The organism is Citrobacter sp. S39 (assembly GCF_009495675.1).
Classification (GTDB): domain Bacteria; phylum Pseudomonadota; class Gammaproteobacteria; order Enterobacterales; family Enterobacteriaceae; genus Citrobacter; species Citrobacter freundii.
Genome location: NZ_CP045555.1, coordinates 2,948,135 through 2,966,908 on the forward strand (window position 1 = coordinate 2,948,135; position 18,774 = coordinate 2,966,908).

The 18,774-nt window shown below is 49.5% G+C and carries 21 protein-coding genes; 15 read left to right on the plus strand and 6 right to left on the minus strand.

Features of this window, described 5'->3' with window-relative positions; all coding sequences use genetic code 11:
- Nucleotides 1-299 precede the first annotated feature (299 nt).
- From GFB57_RS14040 to GFB57_RS14055, 4 genes are all read left to right on the plus strand, one after another.
- Nucleotides 300-1,442 carry a transglutaminase family protein gene (locus tag GFB57_RS14040; RefSeq protein WP_003034576.1) on the plus strand — a complete coding sequence of 381 codons (1,143 nt, stop codon included), beginning with the start codon at nucleotides 300-302 and terminating at the stop codon, nucleotides 1,440-1,442.
- Entirely contained in the window at nucleotides 1,420-1,776 is a 357-nt protein-coding gene (locus GFB57_RS14045; RefSeq protein WP_003034578.1) for a mercuric transporter MerT family protein, read from the plus strand. The genes GFB57_RS14040 and GFB57_RS14045 overlap by 23 nt, the downstream gene beginning before the upstream one ends.
- Nucleotides 1,773-2,054, plus strand: coding sequence for a heavy metal-associated domain-containing protein (locus GFB57_RS14050; protein WP_003034580.1), 282 nt, complete (start codon nucleotides 1,773-1,775; stop codon nucleotides 2,052-2,054). Before GFB57_RS14045 ends, GFB57_RS14050 begins: the two co-directional genes overlap by 4 nt.
- 209 nt (nucleotides 2,055-2,263) lie before the next feature.
- Entirely contained in the window at nucleotides 2,264-2,929 is a 666-nt protein-coding gene (locus GFB57_RS14055) for a YecA family protein (protein WP_003034581.1), read from the plus strand.
- Nucleotides 2,930-2,955: 26 nt separating this feature from the next.
- On the opposite strand, the gene tyrP is transcribed toward GFB57_RS14055, so the two are convergent.
- Nucleotides 2,956-4,167, minus strand: coding sequence for a tyrosine transporter TyrP (gene tyrP / locus GFB57_RS14060; protein WP_003034584.1), 1,212 nt, complete (start codon nucleotides 4,165-4,167; stop codon nucleotides 2,956-2,958).
- A gap of 226 nt (nucleotides 4,168-4,393) precedes the next feature.
- On the opposite strand from tyrP, the gene GFB57_RS14065 reads away from it, so the two are divergent.
- Nucleotides 4,394-4,633, plus strand: a complete 240-nt coding sequence (locus GFB57_RS14065) for a YecH family metal-binding protein (protein WP_003034586.1) — start codon at nucleotides 4,394-4,396, stop codon at nucleotides 4,631-4,633.
- 45 nt (nucleotides 4,634-4,678) lie between these two features.
- Here GFB57_RS14065 and ftnA read toward each other — a convergent pair whose 3' ends face one another.
- Together ftnA and yecR are read right to left on the minus strand one after the other, a co-directional pair.
- Complete coding sequence (ftnA, locus tag GFB57_RS14070; RefSeq protein WP_003034588.1) at nucleotides 4,679-5,176, minus strand: non-heme ferritin; 498 nt, start codon at nucleotides 5,174-5,176, stop codon at nucleotides 4,679-4,681.
- Nucleotides 5,177-5,370: 194 nt separating this feature from the next.
- Nucleotides 5,371-5,706, minus strand: a complete 336-nt coding sequence (yecR, locus tag GFB57_RS14075) for a YecR family lipoprotein (protein WP_003034590.1) — start codon at nucleotides 5,704-5,706, stop codon at nucleotides 5,371-5,373.
- A 267-nt stretch (nucleotides 5,707-5,973) separates the two neighbouring features.
- Between yecR and GFB57_RS14080 the strand changes: the two genes are divergently transcribed.
- Nucleotides 5,974-6,612: an RpiB/LacA/LacB family sugar-phosphate isomerase gene (locus GFB57_RS14080; RefSeq protein ID WP_003034591.1), complete on the plus strand. Its 639-nt coding sequence runs from the start codon at nucleotides 5,974-5,976 to the stop codon at nucleotides 6,610-6,612.
- Nucleotides 6,613-6,645: 33 nt separating this feature from the next.
- Here the strand turns inward: GFB57_RS14080 and GFB57_RS14085 are convergent, their stop codons facing one another.
- Complete coding sequence (locus GFB57_RS14085) at nucleotides 6,646-8,067, minus strand: MFS transporter (RefSeq protein ID WP_290366822.1); 1,422 nt, start codon at nucleotides 8,065-8,067, stop codon at nucleotides 6,646-6,648.
- Nucleotides 8,068-8,197: 130 nt separating this feature from the next.
- Between GFB57_RS14085 and GFB57_RS14090 the strand changes: the two genes are divergently transcribed.
- Entirely contained in the window at nucleotides 8,198-8,449 is a 252-nt protein-coding gene (locus GFB57_RS14090; RefSeq protein ID WP_003034595.1) for a DUF2766 family protein, read from the plus strand.
- Between the two features lie 139 nt (nucleotides 8,450-8,588).
- Here GFB57_RS14090 and GFB57_RS14095 read toward each other — a convergent pair whose 3' ends face one another.
- Nucleotides 8,589-9,092: a non-heme ferritin-like protein gene (locus GFB57_RS14095; RefSeq protein ID WP_003034597.1), complete on the minus strand. Its 504-nt coding sequence runs from the start codon at nucleotides 9,090-9,092 to the stop codon at nucleotides 8,589-8,591.
- A 553-nt stretch (nucleotides 9,093-9,645) separates the two neighbouring features.
- Here GFB57_RS14095 and GFB57_RS14100 point away from each other — a divergent pair.
- From GFB57_RS14100 to otsA, 6 genes are all read left to right on the plus strand, one after another.
- Nucleotides 9,646-10,203, plus strand: a complete 558-nt coding sequence (locus GFB57_RS14100) for a DJ-1/PfpI family protein (RefSeq protein ID WP_003034599.1) — start codon at nucleotides 9,646-9,648, stop codon at nucleotides 10,201-10,203.
- Nucleotides 10,204-10,518: 315 nt separating this feature from the next.
- Complete coding sequence (locus GFB57_RS14105) at nucleotides 10,519-11,508, plus strand: arabinose ABC transporter substrate-binding protein (RefSeq protein WP_003034602.1); 990 nt, start codon at nucleotides 10,519-10,521, stop codon at nucleotides 11,506-11,508.
- Nucleotides 11,509-11,623: 115 nt separating this feature from the next.
- Nucleotides 11,624-13,138: an arabinose ABC transporter ATP-binding protein AraG gene (gene araG / locus GFB57_RS14110; protein ID WP_003034606.1), complete on the plus strand. Its 1,515-nt coding sequence runs from the start codon at nucleotides 11,624-11,626 to the stop codon at nucleotides 13,136-13,138.
- 14 nt (nucleotides 13,139-13,152) lie between these two features.
- Nucleotides 13,153-14,139 carry an L-arabinose ABC transporter permease AraH gene (araH, locus tag GFB57_RS14115; protein WP_003034609.1) on the plus strand — a complete coding sequence of 329 codons (987 nt, stop codon included), beginning with the start codon at nucleotides 13,153-13,155 and terminating at the stop codon, nucleotides 14,137-14,139.
- A gap of 175 nt (nucleotides 14,140-14,314) precedes the next feature.
- Nucleotides 14,315-15,118, plus strand: a complete 804-nt coding sequence (gene otsB, locus GFB57_RS14120; RefSeq protein ID WP_003034610.1) for a trehalose-phosphatase — start codon at nucleotides 14,315-14,317, stop codon at nucleotides 15,116-15,118.
- Nucleotides 15,093-16,514, plus strand: coding sequence for an alpha,alpha-trehalose-phosphate synthase (otsA, locus tag GFB57_RS14125; RefSeq protein WP_003034612.1), 1,422 nt, complete (start codon nucleotides 15,093-15,095; stop codon nucleotides 16,512-16,514). The genes otsB and otsA overlap by 26 nt, the downstream gene beginning before the upstream one ends.
- A gap of 17 nt (nucleotides 16,515-16,531) precedes the next feature.
- Here the strand turns inward: otsA and uspC are convergent, their stop codons facing one another.
- The gene (gene uspC / locus GFB57_RS14130; protein WP_003034619.1) at nucleotides 16,532-16,960 is read right to left on the minus strand and encodes a universal stress protein UspC; all 429 of its coding nucleotides are present in this window, start codon (nucleotides 16,958-16,960) and stop codon (nucleotides 16,532-16,534) included.
- Between the two features lie 793 nt (nucleotides 16,961-17,753).
- Between uspC and flhD the strand changes: the two genes are divergently transcribed.
- Both flhD and flhC read left to right on the plus strand, forming a co-directional pair.
- On the plus strand, nucleotides 17,754-18,095 hold the full coding sequence (gene flhD / locus GFB57_RS14135) for a flagellar transcriptional regulator FlhD (protein ID WP_003034622.1): 342 nt from the start codon (nucleotides 17,754-17,756) through the stop codon (nucleotides 18,093-18,095).
- Nucleotides 18,092-18,676, plus strand: coding sequence for a flagellar transcriptional regulator FlhC (gene flhC, locus GFB57_RS14140; protein WP_008785071.1), 585 nt, complete (start codon nucleotides 18,092-18,094; stop codon nucleotides 18,674-18,676). The genes flhD and flhC overlap by 4 nt, the downstream gene beginning before the upstream one ends.
- The last annotated feature ends 98 nt before the right edge of the window (nucleotides 18,677-18,774 follow it).

Consider the following 18,774-nt stretch of genomic DNA (forward strand, 5'->3'; position numbering starts at 1 on the left):
TAGGGGTAGGGTTGTTTCCGCTATGGCTGCAGTTAAATATAGACAGGATTTACGCTGAGTTTGTTTCATAAGAAGGGGGCTGGCAGATTGATATCCGCTCACTGCTGTACTTTTTTGCCTGTAAATGGCTTAATAGCGGCCTTGTAGTATCTTATTTCATTCACAGTTAACAGGTCTGTTATTGATGAATAACCTCCATCGGCTCACCTTTTTATGTCAGCGTCTGTCTGCTGTGATGATCGTATACGGTTTTTACCTGCTTAGCCGTAGTTCAACTCTTACAACATGGACAGACAGCAATGCAACGTCGACAATTTCTCAAAAATAGCGTTCTCCTTTCGGCCGCCGGTTTAGTCGGTCCTGCGGTTATTAGTCAGACGGTTCGCGCCGCTGAGCCATCCGTTGTACCAGTCGCGCGTCGGCGCTTTGTGTTATCCCAGACCTATAAACTTAACCCTCCTAAGGGCTCGAGCGGTGTAGTAAAACTGTGGATCCCGCTTCCTGTAGATACCGCGTTTCAACAAATGACGGCGCTTGCCTTTAGCGGAAACTATAAGCAAGCGTATGTCACCACTAATAATACTTATGGCGCGAAAACGCTGTTTGCCACCTGGCCTGACTCGCAGGGCGAACTGTTGATTAACGTTGATATCGACATTGAAACCGCCGACTGGGAACCGCTGAAGCAGGACGCGTTGAAAACCTGGCAAGCGCCGGAGCAGATTATTTACCCGCTGGATGTAAAACCGTACCTTTTGCCGACGGCACATACCCCAGTTGATGGGCTGGTTCTGGAAACCGCACGTAAAATCACCGGTAATGAGCAGGATCCGCTGAAAAAAGCACGCCTGATTTACGAGTGGGTGAGTAGCCATATGGAGCGCGATAACGACGTTATCGGCTGCGGCACGGGGGATGTAGCGGAGATCTTAAAAAGCGGTAAGCTCAAAGGAAAATGCACCGACATGAGCTCCGTTTTTGTGGCTCTGGCGCGTGCCAGCGGCATTCCGGCGCGTGAACTGTTTGGTATCCGTCTGGGCAAAGCCAATAAGCTCGAACGTTACTCGAAAAGTGCATTTGGCAAAGCAGACAGCGCAGGCGTTGCTGATGTGAGCGGTGGGCAACATTGTCGTGCCGAGTTCTATCTGGCCGGTTACGGTTGGTTACCTTGCGATCCTGCTGATGTGACCAAAATGCGTCTGGCAGAGAAAAAATCGCATCAGGACGCCGATGTCCAGGCGGTAAACACTTACCTGTTTGGTAACTGGGAAATGAACTGGGTTGGATTCAACTACGGGCGTGATTTCGAGCTGTATCCGGCAACGGAGCAGGGCGCGGTGAACAACTTTGGTTATCCTTATGCTGAAGTTGATGGCGACCCGATCAATTTCTATGATCCTAAAGCGTTCTCCTACAGCTATGTCGCCACAGAACAACGCTAAACGGGCGGGACTCACCCTGTTGACGGCTGCGGTAGCTGCCGTCACTGCGGGCTTATGCTGCGTTGGACCGCTGCTCTACCTGCTGTTTGGTATTTCGGCGGCGAGCTTTGCTGTTTTCACCAAGTTTGAGTTTTTGCGAACGCCTCTGGTGCTGCTATCCCTGGGATTATTACTGCATGTCTTCTGGCGGCTCTATTTTTCCAAACGGCTGTGGTGTTCAGGCTGGCTAACGCTGAGGCAAGCGCGCATGTTCTACTGGTGCGCACTGGCATTGATTTTGCCAGTGTTATTTTATCCAACGCTCGTTGCCTGGTTTTATGAGGTATTTGAATGAAAATCTTCTCGTTAGTTGCATGCTTGTTGCTGCCGCTGTGGGCTCAGGCGGCCAATCAAAAAGTGGTGCTGGATATACAAAATATGACCTGCTCGCTATGCGTTATTTCGGTCAATCAGGCGCTACGTGAAACCGACGGCGTGATTAAAGCAAAGTCCTCCCTAAAAACCCGACAAGCAGAAGCGATTGTGCCAGAAGGTTTCCCAACCGATACTTTACTTAACGCGGTAGCGAAAACGGGATATACCGCAACGCTCAACCGCATTGAACAACAGTAAACCACCTGCGGGTGGTTTTATTGTGTTTTCCCGGTATGATGCCCGGCGGCTTAGTGTTCTCTTTTGTGCGTTAACTTCCGGAATTCCCCTCGTTTCCTGTTAACCTGAACAGGCGGCAACTGTATGCCGCATATGCCCATTTGTATCTGTTATCCCTCCAGCCATGTAGGATGATCACAGGCAAGATTTTTTGACTAAGGAAAAGCGTTATGAAAACGGGACCATTAAACGAGAGCGAACTGGAATGGCTGGATGATGTACTGACTAAGTACAATACAGACAAGGCTATTCTGGATGTGTCAGAACTGGATGGTTTGCTGACGGCGGTGCTGAGTTCACCGTATGAAATTGAACCAGAGCAGTGGCTGGTCGCAATTTGGGGCGGCGCGCAGTATGTCCCTCGCTGGTCCTCCGAAAAAGAAATGACGCGTTTCATGAACCTGGCGTTTCAACATATGGCGGATACGGCCGATCGTCTGGATGAATATCCTGAGCAGTTTGAGCCGTTGTTTGGTTTGCGTGAAATTGACGAGCATGAACTGACCATCGTTGAAGAGTGGTGCTTTGGTTATATGCGCGGCGTTGCACTGTCAGACTGGTCCGCGTTACCGGACACGTTAAAACCAGCACTTGAGGCTATTGCGCTGCACGGTACGGAAGAGAACTTTGCGGTGGTTGAGAAATTGACACCTGAAGCGTTTGAAGAGAGCGTCGATGCCATCCGCCTGGCTGCGCTGGACCTGCATGCTTACTGGATGGCGCATCCTCAGGAAACGCCGGTCAAAGTACCGGTGAAAGTGGATGCCAAAGTAGGGCGCAATGACCCTTGCCCCTGTGGCAGCGGCAAGAAATATAAGCAGTGCTGTTTGCATTAACAGAAAGGGGCGAAAGCCCCTTTGTTTTAACCCACTTCTGGTAGTAATCCTGCTGCAATAGAAAACTGTACTGCGATCACCACAATGCCGCACAAGAATACCAGCGCCAGCGCCGGAGCACCGCCGGCTACGCGGTAGTTGGCCTGCGGATTATGTTTTCTGCTTTGCCATGCCAGCATCGAGGGAATGAGCAGCGCCAGCACCGCCAGGGCAACGCCCGCATACCCTAATGCCATGACAAAACCACGCGGATAGAACAGCGCGAATGCCAGCGGCGGCAGGAAGGTCACCACGCCGGTTTGCATTCTTCCCGCTACGGTATTGCGGCGCAGGAAGAGGTCGGCCAGGAAGTCAAATAATCCCAATGCAACGCCGAGGAAAGAGGTTGCCAGCGCGAGGTCGGCAAACAGATGTACCGCCAGTTCGACGTGCGGCGAAGCCACGACTTCACGCAATGCCTGCAATAAGCCGTTTAAGCCTGCGTGGTTGGCTAAAAGCCCCATGAACGTTGTCGAGTTAATGCTGCCAAGCGTCGCCAGTTGCCAGAAGATATAGGCGACCAGTGGAATAGCGCTACCCGTAATAAATACCCAACGCAGTTTACGGATGTTACCGTTCATATAGCTGACGATACTGGGAACACTGCCGTGAAAACCGAACGAGGTGAAGATGACCGGGATTGCGGAGAGCGCCAGCCCCTGTTGCAGCGGCAGCGTAAGCAGGTTCACTTTATGGATATGCGGCATTAACAGAGCCAGCATCGCCACCAGGAAGATTATCTTGGCACTGAATAGCAGACGGTTGAACAGATCGACCAGCGAGGTCCCAACACAAACCACGCCACCGGCAACAAAGGTGAACAGCAGTACGCCTGTTGTCGGGGATATATTTGTTCCGGTCCAGTCGCTGATGCTGGAGGCCAGCAGTTCACCTGCACCACTGATGTACGCCGCCGTCAGGGCATACATTAAAAACATCATGCTAAAGCCCGTTACCCATTGTCCGTAACGACCAAGATAACGTTTTGCCAGCGTACCCAGCCCGGTGTCTGCCGGGACATGTTGATATACTTCAAGCAGCAGCAGCGCGGTGTAGCACATCAACGCCCAAAGACTGACTAACAATACCAACGTGACGCTAAACCCCACGCCTGCCGCAGCCAACGGCATTGCCAACATACCGGCACCAATCGTGGTTCCCGCCACGATAAAAATACTACCCAGGGTTCTGTTTTTCACGCTTTCCTCTGTCCCAGAGATAATCAACGGTTATATCTGCGGCGCAGGTTAAGGCAAAACGCTATGTTCGTCAAATCGTCGTTACAATGGTTGTACATTAATGTTTACGATATTTTTGACCATTAAGATGTATAACAAATGACATTTATCTGCGGATAAACCTGCGTTAGCGCAAAGCAGCGCCGTGCGGTTCACATTAGGCTACGGTCTTTATTGAGGAGGTAGTATGGAATCTATTCACGGTCACGAAGTGCTCAACATGATGATTGAATCTGGCGAGCAGTATTCAAATGCCAGCCTTGAAGCGGCGATTACGGCACGTTTCGGCGAGCAGGCGCGTTTCCACACTTGTTCTGCGGCAGATATGACGGCAGGCGAGCTGGTGGCGTTTTTAGCGGCGAAGGGAAAGTTTATTGCAAAAGAAGACGGCTTCTCTACGCACGAAAGCAAGATCTGCCGTCACTGATTTTAATGGGTAATGATGGCGGGTTGCCTTCATTACCCCAAATTATTAATTCTGCGTATCAAGCGTAGCCAGTTCTTTATCGATGAAATAAAGACCTTCGCCGCTTTTCCCTGCCAGCGACAGCTTATCAATAACAGATTTAAATAATTTCTCTTCTTCATGCTGCTCGGCAACATACCACTGCAGGAAATTAAAGGTTGGATAATCCTGGTGGGTCATTGCCGCGTGTGCCAGCTCATTAATTTTCTGGGTGATCAACTGCTCGTGTTCGTAAGTGACACGGAACAGTTCATCCAGAGACGCATATTCAGCAAAAGGTGAAGAAACGGTATTAATACGCGGCAAGCTGCCGGTATCGGTCAGGTAGTCGAACAGACGCTGCATGTGCGTCATCTCTTCCTGGGCGTGACGGCGCAAAAACGCGGCGGCACCTTCGAAGCTGTGATAGCTGCACCACGCGCTCATCTGTTGGTAGAGCAGAGATGAATATAATTCAAGATTCATTTGCTCATTCAGTTGGTCGATCATTTCTGTTTTCAGCATGGTTCTGCTCCACAAACATTATTATATATTGACGTGGCGTCACTATAATTTGTTATTTAATTATTTGCAAAAGGTAAAATAATAAATTTATTTATTAAAAATGCGAATGGGAATAAAACGCATTAACGATATTAAGCAGGGGATATAAATAATAAAGTGGTAAAAGACCAGCAAAAATGTGCTGGTCGGAAATATTAATAATTGAATGAGGGGGATTGCGATACCGCGACTCCATGACACTGCCAGGCGAGTGTAATTTTGGTATTTAAGCACAGAGAGCCTGCATATACGCTGCAGGTTGACACCGGCTGACCAAACGCTTCAGCGCTGGCATAGCCCAGGCGCTGACACTCTTTGGTGGCTGTCCCTTGGGTAACGTAGTCATCGGTACGTGCTGTTTGTAACATGGCCTGATTATAAGTCAGGCGAACCACACCAGTGATGGCGCTGGCTTCGCTGACCTGTGCCTGTTTTGTAATTGTGCATCCTGTCAGCACGAGCGGCAAAAGCGCTAGGATAAAGGTCTTCATGAGATCGCTCTGAAAGTTCGAAGATACACTATCATGGCATACAGAGGCCCTCATCAATGGCTTGAATAGCCCGAAGATCACCTGTGATTAATCACAACGAGGTCATTCGTTTGAGGCAATTCTGAACTGTTCAGACAAGAATGTGAGCGCAACTTTGTTTTTTAAAACTAAATTTCATTAAATTTGAAAGTGTGATTGCAAAATAGTAATGTGGCTGAATGTTATGACTTTCAGCGGGCTACCGCAGCGCATTCAGGAGAGTACAGAATGAAAATTGCATTGATGATGGAAAACAGCCAGGCAAGCAAAAACGCCATCATCCATAACGAGCTTAAAGCCGTTGCGGATGAGAAAGGTTTTCCGGTCTATAACGTTGGGATGAGCGATGAAAATGATCATCATCTGACCTATATCCATTTAGGAATTATGGCCAGCATCCTGCTTAATTCCAAAGCGGTTGATTTCGTGGTCACCGGTTGCGGCACGGGCCAGGGGGCAATGATGTCACTGAATATCCATCCGGGTGTTGTGTGTGGTTATTGCCTCGATCCTGCAGATGCGTTCTTGTTCTCTCAGATCAACAACGGCAACGCGCTTTCTCTGGCATTCGCCAAAGGTTTTGGCTGGGGTGCTGAGCTGAATGTGCGCTATATGTTTGAAAAAGCGTTCACCGGGCGTAACGGCGAAGGCTACCCACCGGAGCGTAAAGAGCCGCAGGTGCGTAACGCCGGTATTCTGAATCAGGTGAAAGCGGCTGTAGTAAAAGAAAATTATCTGGACACGCTGCGCGCTATCGATCCTGAGCTGGTGAAAACCGCTGTATCGGGCCCGCGCTTCCAGCAGTGCTTCTTTGAAAACTGTCAGGACAAAGCAATCGAAGCGTTTGTACGCGAGGTAATTGGCTAAATCCTGTTGGCCCGGCAGCGTTCACCCTCCGGGCTACTTGTTCTTGTTCGATACTGCACTTCCTGCATCACGGGCGAGCCGCAGCGTATCCACCATACCTACCAGACAAATAATGGCAATAGCGACAAAGGCCAGCCGGAAACTGATCCCTGGAATATTGCCCAATGCCAGCCTTTCACTGACCACATCGCCAATGCGGATCCCAATAGCGGCTAAAGAAATGCCCAATCCTACCGCTAATTGTGTCGCTGTACTGAACAGCGTATTAGCGTAGCTCATTTGTGCCGCGGGGACGTCCGCGAAGGCAAGCGTGCTGACGCCGGTAAACTGAATTGAGCGGAACACACCGCCCAGATACAACACCAGCAAAATAACCCACACGGGGGTCTGCGGCGTAATTAATGCACAGGCCAGCAGCGCCAGAACGTTAAGTGCACCGTTAATCAACAGCAGTTTCTTAAAGCCCAGCCAACGTATCAACGGTGTGGTGGCCGGTTTAATCGTCAGATTGCCCACAAATACCGCCAGCACCAGCGAACCCGCGTGGAAAGCGTTCATGCCAAAACCTACCTGAAACATTAACGGTAGCAGAAACGATACGGCGCTGATAGAGGCACGAAACAGCGATCCGCCATACATGGTGACGCGAAAAGTAGGGACGTTCATGGCATCAAGGCGAATCATTGGCCATGCGGCGCGACGAAAATGATGCAGGGCAAACAGAAATGTCACTGTTCCTAGCGCCAAAAGTCCGGCGGTCAGCCAGCCCTGAGGCTGTTGGGTTCCCAGTAACTCCATGGCATACACCAGGCTTACCATCGCAACAGAGGTTGCGATAAATCCCGTTATATCAAATGGGCGGCGCTCGTCGTCATGAATATCCGGGATAAAACGAAGCGCCAGCGCAATCGCCAGTATCCCGAGCGGTACATTGATGAAGAAGATCCAACGCCAGTTGGCATAGCTGGTAATGAATCCGCCAAGGGGAGGGCCAATGATGGGGGCGACTAACGCGGGCCAGGTCAGGGTCGCAATAGCGGTGATCAACTGATGTTTAGGCGTGGTACGCAATACCGCAAGTCGGCCAACCGGAACCATTAGCGCGCCACCTACACCCTGTAAGATTCGCATGGCGACAAAGCTCTCAAGGCTTTCGGACAAACCGCATAAAACCGAGGCGAGAGTAAATATCGCCAGCGCCAGGGTAAACACCTTTCGGGCACCGAAGCGATCCGCAATCCAGCCGCTGGCGGGAATCAGCACCGCGAGGGTGATCAGATAGGCGCTGATACCTATGTTCAGGTCTACCGCTTGCACGGCAAAACTCTTCGCCATGTCGGGCAGTGCGGTGGCAATCACCGTGCCGTCAATAAACTCCATAAAGAAAGCCCCGGCAACAAGTAATGCAGCCGGGGATAGACCGCGTTTGTTCTCAACCGCTAAATGTTCACTCATGTTGTGTTTGCCATCTCAAAAGAAACTGACTGGATCTATTTTTATTTTCCAGCGCATTCGTAATGCATGCGCGGCTATCGTTTCGTTCGTTGAATAGGTACTATGACGACCTTTCTATAAGGAGCTCACTATGTCCCAAACACTGAATGCCGATCAGGAACTGCTCTCGGACGTTGTTGCCTGTCAGCTGGTTATCAAGCAGATTCTGGATGTTCTTGATGTTATTGCCCCAGTAGAAGTGCGGGAGAAAATGTCCAGCCAACTGAAAAGCATCGATTTCTCCAGCCATCCTGCGGGCGCCGATCCGGTTACTATGCGCGCAATACAAAAAGCAGTTGCCTTGATCGAGTTGAAATTCACGCCGCAGAATGAATCTCACTAAAATAAACCGTTGTTTCAGGTTTTAGAAAGGTTTTTTTGCGCCTCGCAGAATGAGAGGCGTGAGCGTAGAGAAAATTAAGCACCAGCCGGATAAGGTGCGTCGCATCGTTATCCGGCATTAACACGATGAAAATTGAAGATTAGTGATGTTGATAATTCACGACGTTCAGCAGATGCTTATCGGTTTGCGCCATGCACAGTCCCGCACGTTTAGCGCTGCGGACTTCATCAAGAATCGTTTGTAACAGCACGCCATCCTGCTGCTGCTCTTTTTCCAGATCGTGAAGAAAATCAATGGTTGTTGCATCATTCAAGGCTTCTGCTTCATTGGTCAAGCGTGATAGCTTGCTGTAACGCTGTTGGTATTCATCCAGCGTTTTCTGAAACAGTTCTTCAAGAGAAGTTAGTTCATCACCCGGAACATCAATAGCCTTGACGATGGGGTTAGCCCCGGCACTTTTCATAAAATTGAACATACGCATCATTTGAGTCACGTTACCTTGTGCCTGAGTGCGTAGAAAGGTTGCGGTGCCAGTCAGGCTGTGTTCGTAACACCATTCACTGAGATGCAGGTAAAGATTCGATGCGTAGAACTCGAGGTTCATTTGTGTGTTGAGTTTATGAACAATTCCAACTGCAGCCATATCAATATCCTTATTTCCAGAAAGGGGGATGTACGTTACTTACGTCAGTGCAACGGGCTGCCGCTACACATCACCTCTACGTACAATTAAAACTGTTAGCAGAATAAATCCGTTCCGCCGGTCCTTTAGTGATCACGAATTATATTCGCTCCCGATCGAGATTCAGCATAACTCCTGTTCCGACTTAAGAAAATCCTTAAATCTGCGTATTTATGATTTTTTACATATTGTCATAGCAATATTAGTGATTTTTCTGCTTGTGTATATAAGTGGTGTGAATATAAGAGATTGATATTTATGGGATTAAATCCAAGCATTAATATTGAAATGATGTTTCATATCACGAAATGGAATTTCACAATCAGGTATTGTCTCTCACCGGATTATTATCCGGCCTTGGGATGGAGAAATTTCATTATCGGGACGTGTCGGTGAACGTTATCTGCTGGCTAATTTTTTGCGCCAGATCAGTTTTGTGGAAATTAATAAAGTTAAGCGCCTGAATGATTCGGCATTTATGGTTTGGTGTATTTGGAAAAATCGAGGAGTGTGTATGAAAAAGGTTGCCGTGCTACTGGCACCTGGTTTTGAAGAGGCGGAAGCCATTGTTACCATTGATATTCTGCGCCGCCTGCAGATCGAAGTTGAAACACTGGCCTGCGCCGAGTCCCGTGCGGTGGTGAGCTACCATGATGTGCCGATGGTGACGGACAGCACGCTGGCTGCGCGTCAGACGGATCTTTACGATGCCGTTGTGTTACCGGGCGGGCCGCAGGGCAGCGTTAATCTTGCCGCCAGTAAGGCTGTCATCCAGTTTATCGCTCGCCATGACGAGGCAGGAAAACTCATTTGCCCGGTGTGTTCCGCGGCTGCGCGCGTGCTGGGTGGCAACGGCCTGCTGAAGGGGCGTCGCTACGTGTGTTCGGGGGATCTGTGGCAAAACGTAACGGATGGGGAATATATCGATGCGCCGATTGTGGAAGATGGCAACCTGATTAGCGGTAAAGGGTTAGGGCATATTTTCGATTTTGCATTGACGCTTGCGGCGCGTCTATTGGGAGATGATATTCCGGTTCGCGATCACGCTGATCACATTTATTACCGATGGTAAGCATTTTCCCGAATACTCCGGTATTCGGGAACAAGGATTCGTTGGCTGATGTTATGGACTAATCTGCTATTCCTCTTTTTTCCCGTCGACAAAACCGCGTTTTTTTATGTCATTTCCCGCTGAATTTATGTACGCAATTACTGTAATTCTGTGGTGTGATGCCGCTCTCTTATGGAGAATCAATTTCCCGCTACAAATACTCTTAGCACTGGCATTGATCTTATCAATAAAAGGTAATGCCTTGTTTTACGTCCGAATTACAAAAAATCGTCTGATTTTACCCTACATAAAAGAACGTTAAAGCTGGAGTTAACCATGCACAAATTCACTAAAGCGCTGGCTGCCATCGGTCTGGCGGCCATTATGTCACAATCCGCTATCGCTGAATCCATGAAGCTCGGTTTCCTGGTCAAACAGCCGGAAGAACCGTGGTTCCAGACTGAATGGAAATTTGCCGATAAAGCCGGTAAAGACCTTGGTTTTGAGGTGATTAAAATTGCCGTCCCGGATGGTGAGAAAACCCTTAACGCCATCGACAGCCTGGCTGCAAGTGGAGCAAAAGGGTTTGTTATTTGTACGCCAGACCCAAAACTGGGGCCAGCCATTATGGCTAAGGCGCGTGGCTACGATATGAAAGTCATTGCCGTCGATGACCAGTTTGCCAACGCCAAAGGTAAGCCGATGGATACCGTACCGCTGGTGATGATGGCGGCAACCAAAATTGGTGAGCGCCAGGGCCAGGAGCTGTACAAGGAGATGCAAAAACGCGGTTGGGATGTGAAATCCACCGCCGTAATGGCCATTACCGCCAACGAACTGGATACCGCACGTCGTCGTACTTCTGGTTCAATGGAAGCGCTTAAAGCCGCAGGCTTCCCGGAAAAACAGATTTACCAGGTCCCAACAAAATCGAATGACATCCCCGGCGCATTCGACGCCGCTAACTCCATGCTGGTTCAGCATCCTGAAGTCAAACACTGGCTGATTGTCGGCATGAACGACAACACCGTGCTGGGCGGCGTACGTGCAACCGAAGGGCAGGGCTTCAAAGCGCCAAACGTGATTGGTATCGGGATTAACGGCGTTGACGCGGTTAGCGAACTGTCTAAAGGCGAAGCGACCGGGTTCTACGGTTCACTGCTGCCAAGCCCGGACGTTCACGGCTACAAGTCCAGTGAAATGCTCTACAACTGGGTAACGAAAGGTGCAGAGCCACCGGCATTCACTGAAGTGACGGATGTGGTGCTGATTACCCGCGATAACTTCAAAGAAGAGCTGGCGAAGAAAGGCTTAGGCGGTAAGTAACACAAATGCCGGATGTGACGTCAACGCGTCTTATCCGGCCTACGAATTGCGTCCTCAGAAGGCCGGATGAGGCAAAGCCCCCCTCCGGCATAAAGATCTGACTCACGGAGACGTTATGCAACAGTCTACCCCGTATCTCTCATTTCGCGGCATTGGCAAAACGTTCCCCGGCGTTAAGGCGCTGACGGATATCAGTTTCGACTGCTATGCCGGACAGGTGCATGCGCTGATGGGCGAAAATGGCGCCGGGAAATCAACACTCTTAAAAATTCTCAGCGGTAACTATGCGCCAACGACGGGATCATTGACGATCCGCGGACAAGAAGTTTCCTTCGCGGATACCACTGCCGCGCTCAGCGCCGGCGTCGCCATTATTTATCAGGAACTGCATCTCGTCCCGGAAATGACCGTTGCCGAGAATATTTATTTAGGGCAGTTACCGCACAAAGGCGGGATTGTGAACCGCTCGCTGCTGAACTATGAAGCAGCAATCCAGCTGAAGCATCTGGGCATGGATATCGATCCCGATACCCCATTGAAATACCTCTCCATTGGTCAGTGGCAGATGGTGGAGATTGCAAAAGCGCTGGCGCGAAACGCCAAAATTATTGCGTTTGATGAACCGACCAGTTCCCTGTCAGCACGTGAGATTGAGAATCTGTTTCGTGTCATCCGTGAGCTGCGCAACGAAGGACGCATCATTCTGTACGTTTCGCACCGTATGGAGGAGATTTTTGCTCTCAGCGATGCCATCACTGTGTTTAAGGATGGTCATTACGTCAAAACGTTCACGGATATGCAGCAGGTCGATCACGACGCGCTGGTGCAGGCGATGGTCGGGCGCGACCTCGGGGATATCTATGGCTGGAAATCCAGACCGTATGGCGCAGAGCGTCTGCGGTTGCATGAGGTAAAAGCCCCGGGCGTGCGTACACCAATCAGTTTATCCGTGCGAAGCGGTGAAATTGTCGGGCTGTTTGGCCTGGTGGGGGCCGGACGTAGCGAATTAATGAAAGGACTGTTCGGTGGTACGCGTATCACGGCGGGCCAGGTATTTATTGATGAACAGCCTATCGATATCCGTAAACCAAGCCATGCCATTGAAGCAGGGATGATGCTGTGCCCGGAGGATCGCAAAGCCGAAGGGATCATTCCGGTCCATTCAGTGCGCAACAACATCAACATTAGTGCACGACGTAAGCATGTTCTGGGGGGATGCGTGATCAACAACGGCTGGGAAGAGACCAATGCCGATCACCATATTCGTTCACTCAACATCAAAACACCGGGTGCAGAGCAACTGATCATGAATCTCTCCGGCGGTAATCAACAGAAGGCTATCCTCGGTCGTTGGTTATCGGAAGAGATGAAGGTGATTTTGTTGGATGAGCCTACACGCGGCATTGATGTAGGCGCCAAGCATGAAATTTACAACGTGATTTATGCCCTCGCAGCGCGCGGTGTGGCCGTATTGTTTGCTTCCAGTGACCTGCCAGAAGTGCTCGGTGTCGCCGATCGTATTGTGGTGATGAGAGAAGGCGAAATTGCCGGTGAGTTATTTCATGAACAGGCGGATGAGCGCCAGGCGTTGAGCCTTGCTATGCCTAAAGTCAGCCAGGCTGTAGCCTGAATAAGGAGAGTATGATGTCTTCCGTTTCTACATCGGGTTCTGGCGCAGCGAAGTCGGCGCTAAATCTGGGCCGCATTTGGGATCAATACGGTATGCTGGTGGTGTTCGCCGTGCTGTTCCTCGTTTGTTCCCTGTTTGTGCCAAACTTTGCCACCTTCATCAATATGAAGGGACTGGGACTGGCAGTATCGATGTCGGGCATGGTCGCGTGTGGGATGCTGTTTTGTCTGGCATCCGGTGATTTCGACCTGTCTGTCGCATCTGTGATTGCTTGTGCTGGTGTTACCACTGCCGTAGTCATTAACATGACTGAAAGTTTGTGGATTGGCGTGGCTGCCGGACTGCTGCTCGGTATTCTGTGTGGCCTGGTGAATGGGTTCGTGATTGCGCGGTTAAAAATTAACGCCCTGATCACTACTCTTGCGACGATGCAGATTGTACGTGGTCTGGCTTATATTATCTCCGACGGTAAGGCTGTCGGGATTGAAGACGAGCGTTTCTTTACACTCGGTTATGCTAACTGGTTTGGTCTGCCTGCGCCTATCTGGATCACTGTCGTTTGTTTCATTGTCTTTGGTTTACTGCTGAACAAAACCACGTTTGGTCGTAATACGCTGGCCATTGGGGGCAATGAAGAGGCGGCGCGCCTGGCAGGGGTTCCTGTTGTTCGTACCAAGATTATTATCTTTATTCTTTCCGGTCTGGTATCCGCCATTGCCGGGATTATCCTCGCATCGCGTATGACCAGCGGCCAGCCAATGACCTCAATCGGTTATGAGTTGATCGTGATTTCAGCCTGCGTGTTAGGGGGCGTTTCGCTTAAAGGTGGCATCGGAAAAATCTCATATGTGGTGGCCGGGGTGTTAATCCTGGGTACGGTTGAGAATGCGATGAACCTGCTGAATATCTCTCCGTTCGCGCAGTATGTGGTACGTGGCCTCATCCTGCTGGCGGCGGTGATCTTCGACCGTTACAAGCAAAAAGCGAAGCGTACCGTTTGATGATTTAAACCCTAACTTTTTAGTCTAGCTTCTGCCCATCGCCAGCCGCTACCCGGCTGGCGATTGTTTTTCCAAATGGCGAGCATGGTCACACTGTCTATACTTATATCCGTCATACATCATCTATACGCCGCGATCCGCGTGGCGTTCTGACTATGATGAGGAGGATAACCGGGTGACAGCATCACTGATCTTACCCCCTGAACAATCTGTAAACTGTGCTTACTTTTTTGATCTCGATGGGACACTTGCTGAGATTAAACCCTTTCCCGACCAGGTCGTTGTCCCTAAGGCAATCCTGCAATGTTTACATCAGTTAGCGACGCATAATGCGGATGCGCTGGCATTGATTTCAGGGCGCTCAATGGTTGAGCTTGACGCACTCACTACTCCGTTTCGTTTTCCGCTTGCCGGAGTGCATGGGGCAGAACGCCGTGACATCAATGGTCAAACGCACATAGTACACCTGCCTGAAGGTATCGAGCGTGAAGCTGGGGCTTTATTACACGCAGCGTTAGTGACGTTACCGGGGACGACGCTGGAAACCAAAGGTATGGCTTTCGCGTTGCACTATCGCCAGGCACCCGAACACGAAGCTGCGCTGATTACCCTGGCTGAACGCATCACGCGCAGATGGCCGCAGCTTGCTCTGCAGCACGGAAAATGTGTCGTGGAAATAAAGCCTAAGGGCAGCAATAAAGGCGACGCGATAGCTGCATTTATGCAGGAAGCGCCTTTTGCTGGCCGGATCCCTGTGTTTTTCGGTGATGATCTGACAGATGAAACAGGATTTGCTGTGGTTAACCGCGCTGGCGGTATTTCCGTGAAGGTGGGGATCGGGCCGACGCAGGCGACATGGCGTCTGGATGGCGTCAGGGATGTCTGGCGCTGGCTGGAGCAAATTAACTCTTCGCAGCAAGAATCGAAAGCAACGAATAACAGAAGAGGTGGCTATGAGTCGTTTAGTCGTAGTATCTAATCGTATCGCCTCACCAGATGACAAAGGGAGCGCGGGTGGGCTCGCGGTCGGTGTACTGGGCGCGTTAAAAGCTGCTGGTGGTCTGTGGTTTGGCTGGAGTGGTGATACCGGTAATGAGGATAAACCGTTAAAAAAAGTCACGCGTGGCAATATCACCTGGGCCTCGTTTAATTTGAGTGAGCAAGATTACGAAGAGTATTACTGCCAGTTTTCAAATGCGGTTTTATGGCCCGCATTTCACTATCGACTGGATTTAGTTCAGTTTCAGCGCTCTGCCTGGGAAGGCTACCAACGGGTTAATGCCTTACTGGTAGATAAACTTCTGCCGCTGCTTGGCGATGACGACATCATCTGGATTCATGATTACCATCTGTTGCCGTTTGCCTGCGAGTTACGTAAGCGCGGTGTGAATAACCGCATCGGTTTTTTCCTGCATATTCCTTTTCCGACGCCGGAAATTTTTAATGCGCTCCCTCCACATCTGGCGCTACTTGAGCAAATGTGTGATTTTGATTTGCTTGGTTTCCAGACCGAAAACGATCGCCAGGCTTTTCTGGACTGTCTCGCAGCCCAGACTCGGGTGTCCACGCATAAAGATAAGCAGCACCTGGCATGGGGAAAAGCGTTTCGCACTCAGGTCTATCCCATCGGTATCGAACCTGATGAGATTGCACGACAGGCGTCCGGGCCGCTGCCGCCAAAACTGGCGCAGCTAAAAGCGGAGCTTAAAAATGTGCAGAATATTTTCTCCGTGGAGCGTCTGGATTACTCCAAAGGCTTGCCGGAGCGCTTTCAGGCCTACGAGGCCTTACTGGAAAATTATCCGCAGCACCACGGTAAAATTCGCTATACGCAGATAGCGCCGACCTCGCGTGAAGAGGTGCAGGCCTATCAGGATATTCGCCACCAACTGGAAACAGAAGCAGGGCGAATCAACGGCAAATATGGGCAACTGGGCTGGACGCCGCTTTACTATCTGAACCAGTATTTTGATCGTAAATTGCTGATGAAGATCTTCCGCTACTCTGACGTAGGATTGGTGACCCCGTTGCGCGATGGTATGAACCTGGTGGCGAAAGAGTTTGTGGCCGCACAGGATCCTGCTAACCCTGGCGTGCTGGTTTTATCGCAATTTGCCGGGGCGGCGAATGAGCTAACCTCTGCGCTTATTGTTAATCCTTATGACCGGGATGAAGTGGCAGGCGCATTAAACCAGGCGCTGACGATGCCACTTACCGAACGCATCTCGCGCCACGCTGAAATGCTTGAGACTATCGTTAAAAACGATATCGACAACTGGCAGGCGACGTTCATTAGTGATCTTAAAACAGTCACGCCGCGTCGGAGTCAATGCCAACTGCCAGACAATATTTCTTCCTGTTCTAAACTCGCATGAAGTCCTGGCTCTGTGTATTAATCTCCGGCTAGCGGAACCAGAAGAACGTCCACCTGGCTGGTATGAATCACGCTTTTCGCTGAACAGGAAGCGCGTGAAAAAAAACTGTGGTTATGGTTGCCGTAAATGACCAGGTCAATGGCGTATTTGCGGCATACATCCAGGATATGTTCATTCAGAGCCCCATAGGTAATAAAGGTATGCTCAATGGGGTATTCTGCTTCTTTGCTAAGTTTGTCGATAAAATCCTGAGTTTCTTCCTGCATGACTTCACGCAGGTCTTCCAGCATGGGGGCAGCAAACTGGTTATACAGTTCGGGGTCTGAGACCAGTGTAATCAGGCTAATTCGGGCGTTGACAGGTCGAGCGATAGAAACCGCCTTGTCTAACAACTGCTGACTTTCAGGGGTGGCGGCAACAGCAACAAGAATGTGCGAATAGCTCATAACTCGCTCCTTTTTTTCAAGAATTATGAGAGGGCTTTTCAGCTTTACTCAGCTTACTCCATACTGCAACGTTTCCTTCCTTCATAGTGTGAATGTCATCATGATTATTCATTAATTATTCTTATAAATAGAATAATCGATTCATATTGGTTGCAGATATGTTCAGGTAACTTAAGTAAAACCCACGGCTAATGAAAACAATGTGTTAATAAAAAATAAACATACATTAACATTTGCAAGGTCGTCACATCGCGGTATTAATTAATCGCTCTAAATATTTAAGTCATTGTTTATAAAGAATTTAATTAAAAAAGATTTTTGAGTTAAATATGTGATCCAGCTCGCTATTTCACGGCGTGATATTAACGGTCGTGAACATAATACTATTCGCTTTTATTGCAAGAATATTCGTACATCAGGAATCGAAATGGATAATGGAAGGTTAAGAAATAAGCAAAGTAAAAGCCACGCTGATGGATTTATGTTAAGTGTTTGGCTGGTTTATGTGATCTTGATCACATATTCTTTAAATTCGCAGCATAGCTCCGTTGTATGTGTAACTGACGGCGGGTAGAGTTGCGTCGAATTAGGAAAAATCTTAGACATTTGTAAGAATTGATGTGAGCTTGTAAGGGACGCTGCCTTCTTAAAAGGGATTGTTTAGACGACGCGTAAGTGTCGTTACGCTGCTATGTATTTGACCTTTTGCTTTTTTTTACCGGGCCTTCCCGGCGACATCACGGGGTGCGGTTTTACCGCATGAAAACAATGTTGGTTATTATGGATGCAAATAATGCATACATCCGAGTTGCTGAAACACATTTATGACATCAATTTGTCATATTTATTGCTTGCACAGCGTTTGATCGTTCAGGACAAAGCATCTGCGATGTTTCGCCTTGGTATCAGCGAGGAAATGGCGGACACGTTGGCAACATTAACACTTCCTCAAATGGTCAAACTGGCCGAAACAAACCAACTGGTATGTCATTTCCGTTTCGACGATCACCAGACTGTTACTCGCCTGACGCAAGACTCCCGCGTTGACGATCTTCAGCAAATTCATACTGGTATCATGCTTTCAACACGCCTGTTAAGCGACATCGATGATGCAGCACGTAAGAAAAGGGCTTGATGATGAGCGAAAAAAGCATTGTTCAGGAAGCGCGTGATATCCAGTTGGCAATGGAATTAATCACATTGGGCGCCCGTTTGCAAATGCTGGAAAGCGAAACGCAATTAAGCCGTGGTCGATTAATCAAGCTGTACAAAGAATTACGCGGTAGTCCTCCGCCAAAAGGGATGCTCCCGTTTTCCACCGACTGGTTTATGACGTGGGAACAAAATATTCATGCGTCGATGTTTTGCAATGCATGGCAATTCCTGCTCAAAACGGGTCTCTGTAGCGGCGTGGATGCCGTGATTAAGGCGTATCGGTTATATCTTGAGCAGTGTCCGCAGCCTGAAGAAGGGCCATTGCTGGCGTTAACTCGCGCGTGGACGCTGGTGCGATTTGTCGACAGCGGATTGCTGGAGTTGTCCCAATGCAATTGCTGCGGTGGGAATTTTATCACCCATGCACACCAACCCGCAGGCAGCTTTGCCTGTAGTTTATGCCAGCCGCCATCAAGGGCCGTAAAAAGACGTAAACTTTCCCAGAATGCTGCCGATATTATTCCACAACTGCTGGATGAACAGATCGAACAGGCTGTTTAACTGATACGGTGTGGATGAACACTCCAGCAGCGGTAAGCGATTACCGCTGCTTTTTTTTGTCCTGACCTTACGTTAATCGCCCGACTGCGCATCCTGTC